Annotated in this window: 3 protein-coding genes; all 3 read right to left on the reverse strand. The window is 33.1% G+C overall.

The genetic code is table 11. The features are described 5' to 3' along the window. Window positions 1–22 precede the first annotated feature (22 nt). On the reverse strand, window positions 23–4051 hold the full coding sequence (locus BUA21_RS15275) for a S8 family serine peptidase (RefSeq protein WP_072742894.1): 4029 nt from the start codon (window positions 4049–4051) through the stop codon (window positions 23–25). A gap of 25 nt (window positions 4052–4076) precedes the next feature. After that, window positions 4077–5429, reverse strand: coding sequence for an S-layer homology domain-containing protein (locus tag BUA21_RS02120; protein ID WP_072742896.1), 1353 nt, complete (start codon window positions 5427–5429; stop codon window positions 4077–4079). A 253-nt stretch (window positions 5430–5682) separates the two neighbouring features. After that, window positions 5683–6887: hypothetical protein (locus tag BUA21_RS14630; RefSeq protein ID WP_159429083.1), on the reverse strand; the 1205-nt coding region annotated here is incomplete at its 5' end.

Raw genomic sequence — 6887 nt, forward strand, 5'->3', positions numbered from 1 at the left:
ATGAACTTTTGCAGCAGTAAAACTACTCTTCTATTTGCTCTTCAATTGGTTGTGTAACTATTGGATTTTCTGGTTCTACTTCAGTTTCTTCAACTATGCCATTCGTTCTATTGACGTTTATAGTCTTTACAGTTTCATTTCCTGCAAAATCAATTAATTTAACTGTTATAGAATTGTCTCCTTCTTTTAATGGAACCTCTACTGTTATAGTCTCATCTACTGGATGTACGTCCGAACTAAGTTCCATGCCATCAAATCTAAATTCTTCACTATCTCTTACATATAGTAGAAGGAATGGGAATTTATCTTTCATATTTATTTCAAGCTCTACTTTGTCAGAACTAGAATCTCTTTCTTTAACTTTTATATTTAATTCTGGTGGTGTTGAATCTACATAAAATCTTCTTGCAATACTCATAAATCCACCATTAGATGAAAATACTTCTACACTCACATTGTTGTATCCATCTGGGAAATTCATAGTCGTTGAATATTTATAGCCTGCTCCAGTTCTTGCTACCTCCTTTGGATTGTCTGGATTTAGAACTGTGATATTTTCATCATATACAGTTTCTATTTCTACTCCATTTATTTTAACTATTGGATTTTCTACATCAAATACCGCTCCTTCAACCAATATATCTCTTTCTTTATATGGATCCAACAATGTTGGACTTGTCAAATAAATAGATGGAACTGCATAATCAACAACTATACTTTTCATTCCTGCATTTGCAGCATAGTCAAATCCAACTACGGTCACTTCAGGATTTGTCATTCCATGAATTATCTCTTCTATTGGATATTCATATTCTCCTTTGCCTTCTTGAGCCTTTATTCCATTTGCAACCTTTTCATTGCCAACCCATATATCAAAAGCCATCAATCCTGAAGTTTCATCAGTAGCCTTCCAAGAGATATTGCCTGTAGTTGGATTGTATATTACATCTGTAATGATTGGAGCTTCTGTATCTACATATACTGGTATATTCTTTTCTTGCCAAGAATCACTGTTTTGAATTTTTGCCTTTATTTGATAATAATATAATCCATCTTCTACTATTTCATCTCCAACTTTTCCATTCCAAATTCTATCTGTTCTAAAAGAATATTCAGGTCTTTTTCTAGAACCATCTATATAATTTTTCCTTACAAACTGTTCAGTCTTTATAGTTCTTAAGTTTTCTTCATCCTTATTTAAAATATTGTATTGTACTTCTTCTGCATTTCTCAAGAAAGATAACAAAGGTGTTACTGTATCTGTGCCATTTAATTTTCCTGCTGGCGTTCCAGGACTTATAGCAGCTTTTCCAGGAATCATAAAGTAATTTTGATTATCAAGCATACCTGTCATTTTATAGAAAGCTTCTTCACCCAAATCTTTAAATCCATCAACAATGCTTGGTTCATCCCAATTTCCATAAAACCCTACATATGGAACAGTTAAATTTGGATGTGTATTAGTCACTTCTTCAAGCCTCACAAAACCTTCAACAAACATATTTCTATATGCTTCTGGATCGTTTGAAAAATCAACTGAAACTGTAAATTCTGTAGAACTATTTGCTGGAACTGTTATATCCCCTAAAGGTGATACATCTGCAACCATTTTTCTTGTCTGTAGCAAATTATATTCAGTTCCTTTATAGTTATAAATTAAATCTGTCAATACATCTACTTTTACTTTGTAAGTTATATCTTCATCTGAATCATTTATAGCTTTCAAATTCATTGAGAAATTGGTACTTTCAAAATCCTTCAATTCTACTTTTGCTTCACCATTATTCACATTGATTACTCTCACAGGAGTAGAAACTGCTCCATATAAGTTCATAATACCTGCACCTTGTTTTCTTGGAGAATATGGCATCCCATCTTCATCAGATACTACTTCAGCAGTATTCATCAAAAGCACTTTTGCAAGTCTTGCTTGCTCTCCTACAGACAGGTCTTTATATCTATCATCTTGTTTTATATACTGCCTAACTAATGCTGAACCACCTGTCACATGAGGTGCTGCCATACTAGTTCCACTCATTACCCCATAATTATTATTCTGAAGAGTTGAATAAATTTGTCCTCCAGGTGCAGTAATTTCAGGTTTCAATTCCAATGTAGGTGTTGTTCCCCAAGAACTAAAATCTGACATAGTTCCACCACTTGGATTTGGAGTCTTCATTACATCATCATGGAACTTAATATATTTTTCTTCAAGTTCCAACAATGCCAATCCTCCATTGTGACCTATGAATACAGCTGGAATATTTCCCTTTGGTGGATACATCATGCTCACTAATTCTTCTCCGCCATTAGCATGATTGTATACGATAACTCCCTTAGCTCCAGCATTTTGTGCATTCACTATTTTTTCTGTAAATGGAAGTCCTCCACGTATTATCAAAGCTACTTTTCCCTCTGCATTTTCAAGTTCTGCTGGTGTACCTATACCACAATCAACAAACTCTATTTTATCCTTGATAACTTTTGCTGGATTTATACTTCCTGCAACCATCATAGGGATCTTTAAAAAATTTCCACTTGGAGTTATCATCTCGCCAAACAATTTATATGATTTTTGCCCATTTGGATAGAAATATTCTACTTCCTTATTTTCTACTTCTATTTCTCTACCATCCATATCTACTATCTTTTTTTCCCCTAATTTCAAATAAACTTGACCATCAACTTTTCTTGTATCTACTACTGCTTTTTGTGCAATTGGAGTCATATTTAGATATCCAAAATCATAGGCATCATCACCTACTATAGCAGAATTTTTGGGAAGAGATTCTTCACCTTCATCATTCTCATCATTTTCTTCATAAGATAGATATGGTACTGAAAGTTCCAAATTCTCGATTGATGCAACTTGGATAGAGTCATAGGAAAGACCAGGTGCTCCAACAAGTCCTATATCTGGGTTTTGCTTTATAGGATTGTCATAGCCATAGCTTAAATAACCTGAGTTTCCTGCTGATATAGAACAAACAATTCCATTATTTACAGCATTGGTAATAGCCACATTTACAGGATTCTCTTGTTCATAAAAAGATGCTGTAGAACCTAAGCTCATATTCAATACATCTGCCCCAAGTTTTATAGCTTCATCTATAGCATCTAGATATATATCATCAAAAGTAGTTGAATAAATTGGATCATTGCTGAAAACCTTCATTGCAAGTATTTGAGCTTCTGGAGCTACTCCACGTACTCCACCTTCATCTGGGTTTCCATTGGCACCAACGGTTCCTGCCACATGCATACCATGTTCTGAAGCTTCTGGACCTAAATCCAATATTTCATTATTTAAATCATAGTAGTTATATCCATATGGAACTTTAGCCGTATAATAGTTTCCTTTCAAATTGTCTTCCTTTATTTTATTTGCTACGTCCTCTTTGGTAAGTTTTGGTTCCGTTTCTTCACTCAAAACCATATCTTTGTGTCTAGGATCAACCCCTGTATCTATTATGGCAATCACAGTTCCTTCACCTTTATATCCTAATTCCCAAGTAGGAACAGCTTTGACCATTCCCGTAGAAGAACTCATCTCTAGAACCGGTCTTTCATATTCATTTGAAATATATACTTTTTCTACCCTTGGAAGTTCCTCTATTTTTTCAATATCCTCATATTCTACAAAGCCAGCAAAGCCATTGAAAGCTGTAGTAAATCTAGGCAATTCTTCCTTCTTGTCAAATTCAATTGCAATATTTTTTGATTCCATATCATTTAAAACCGCATTCTGCTCTGATAATATTTCTCCTTCAAGTTTCTGTCTTTCACCTTTATTTAGTTCTGCGTATTCTATACCTTTTGCTGCAGCTAAATTGATTGCTGGTTCTTTTTTAAGTTCTACAACAACTCTTACTTTCCCTTTGATCTCTATATCTTGTTTTCCCTCGAATTTTTCTTTTCCCGTTTCTTCAAGCACCTTAAGATTTTCGTCTACCTGCACTGTCTCAAAATCCACACTTTTTGCACTGGCCAATGTAGGTATAAATAATGCCAACGCAAGAACTATTGACAATATCTTCTTTATATTTCTCAAAGAAGATCCCTCCTTCTATCCCCTTTTATTTTTTATTTAAATATACATTTTTAAATACATGTAAAACCTCTCCATTATCTTTATATACAGTGATATTTACAGGATGCTCTCCATTGTAATAAATCTCCGTAGTCTTCGCAGCAGTATTTACAGGCCCCAATGTATCTTCTTTTTTACCATCCGAATACTTAAAATTAACTGAATACTTTTTAGCTCCTTCTAGCCCTTCAAGATCAATTGATACTCTCCCAAAGTTTTCAAGCTGTGACTTGTGGAAATACGCTGATATTTTCGGTTCAACTGTTGGGGGAGTTGGGTTGTTCTCTCCACCTGTGTTTTCACTTCCTCCTGTACTAATACCTCCTCCTGAAATATTGTCTTTCTTTTCAAAATACTTATCTAATCTTTCTCCTTTTTCAAATACCATATTGTTTAATATCATTCTCCCTCTTGAAAAAACCTTTTCTATCTTCAAATCGCTATTTATAAATACATTTTGAGACAATATTTCTGCTTCCAATACCTTTGTCTTCTGAAGATTTACTTTCACTTCATCTTTTCTAACCACAATACTCCCCATAGTTGATTTTTCAAAAGAAATACTTCCCTTTTCTCCGCCCATAATATATACTTTGCCTTTAACATTTAAGTTAGATGCCTTAAAACTTCCCTCACAAACAATATATAGATTTCCTTCAACAGTCATATTTTTTAATACTACATCTGAAGAAGATACAACTAAATTACCTTTTATATCTTTTCTATATTCCCCTTTTACATCCAGTATTTCATTCCCAACACCCATGATTATCTTTGCAGCCTCAGCTCTAGTTATATTTTTCTTCGCCCTAAATGTTCCATCTGAATAACCAGATATATATCCTTTTTCCACCATGCCTTTTAGATATATTTCTACAGATTTATCTATTTCTTTATAATCTTTAAAATTCAATTTATAATCTTCGTTTTTTATATCAAATACTATACCTATTATCTTGACTACTTCTTCTCTTGTTATGGGTTCATTTGGCTTCAATGCTTCACCTTTCTCAATATATCCTGCCTTCACTCCCTTTTTTACTTCTAAATAAAACCAATCTTTACTACTTACATCCTTAAATTCAACATTTTCTTCTTCTCTAATTTTCATCATATAATTTACAATTTTGTAGAATTCAGCACGGGTAATATTGTTTTCTGGTCTAAAAGTTCCATCCGAATAGCCTTTCACTATTTCTTTTTCTACAAGCTCTAAAATATATTCCTTTGCCCAATGTCCTTCAATATCCGTAGGTTCAGCAAAGGTCAATACACTATTTAGTAGCATAATCAAAGATACAAACGCTACTACCAATACCTTTGTTCTTCTCTTCTGCATCTACATATCCCCCTTTTTTAAAATTGTACAAATAAGCTCAAATCCTCCTTTCTCTAAAAGGTTGTACAACAAATATTTATGCTTTGTCCTTTAAAAAAATGACTGATATTTTATGTATTAATATAAAAAAAGCAGCCAATAAACTATCAAAACCTACTAGAGTAGCACACAAAGAAAGACCCCAATAGATTTTAACTCCATTAGGGTCTTTCTTTAATCCCTACACTATACGTTAGTATTAGGTGCAATATTCTTAATTTTTATAACCAGTTGTATCTACATTTAACAATTGACCTATTTTAATAATTGTGTCGGTTGAAGCTGTATATTCATCTAAAAATTGTGTTAAAATATTGTTTCGTGCATTATCATCTTCTAGATCATTAAATGCCTTTAGTATATTATCAAGTATTTCTAACTTTTTAGTGATAAGTGCCCTTGAATGATATTTATATGAAACGTTAGAAAATCTGTCCTTCAATATTTGAACAAACTCTAAACCATTTAGGGGCTTTACATTGTTTTTAGCGTTGTTTACCAAATCTACTGATTCTTGTGTTACATGTCTTGTTTCTACGATTTCGTTGAAGTATTTTTGCAATATAGCAAGATTATAACCCTCTCCTTCAGGTCTGTTATAGTATAAATCTGTAGCTACTGATGGTCTTCTTCCCTCAATAAGCCCATTGTATCCACTACCCACTCCAGTTTCAAGACCTAATATTTCTACTTTATTGCTATCTGCTATAATAGCCTTCATTTGACTCTCATCTGCAGCGTTTACTTCATTTAGTGCAGCTTCTATTTTTGTTTCTACTTCAGTTAAAGCAGTTTCTAGAGCATCTGTTGTTTCCTGTGATCTTGCAAATTTTCCATTTGTTTTCCCATTTCTTATTTCAATTACTCCTCTTAATACTACTTCTTTAGCTTCATCATCTAATACATTATATCCATTAACTAAACCTTCTAGATATATTACCTTTTCTTTAATTTTATGGCTTGAATGTTGAGTGTATCCCGCTTTATTAAATCTATTCAATAATATAGTTACATATTCTATACCATTTAGATTTTCAGCTGTTTCAGCATTATTTACTAAATTCATAGATTCTTGCGTTACCAATCTTGTCGCAACTATGTCATCAAAGATTTCTCTTAATCGTACTAAAGTGTACTTGCTATCTGCTTCATATTGTCTATTACCTACAAGGTCTACACTTACTGATCTGTCTCTTCCTGGTAAAAGACTAGTATAGTCAGTTCCTTCTCCAATTGATAACCCTAATACTTTTGCGTTATCTTCTATTGCTGTCTTCATTTCATCTGCTGTTTTAGCTTCGTTCACTGCTTTAAGAGCTGCTTCCACTTCTTCTTTTGAGGCATTTTCTTGTTCTGTTAATGCTTTAGCAAGAGCATTTCTTGTCTGAGTTGAACTTTGATAATCTGCACTTGATACTT

The sequence above is a fragment of the Sporanaerobacter acetigenes DSM 13106 genome (genome assembly GCF_900130025.1).
In the GTDB taxonomy this organism is placed as follows: Bacteria; Bacillota; Clostridia; order Tissierellales; family Sporanaerobacteraceae; genus Sporanaerobacter; species Sporanaerobacter acetigenes.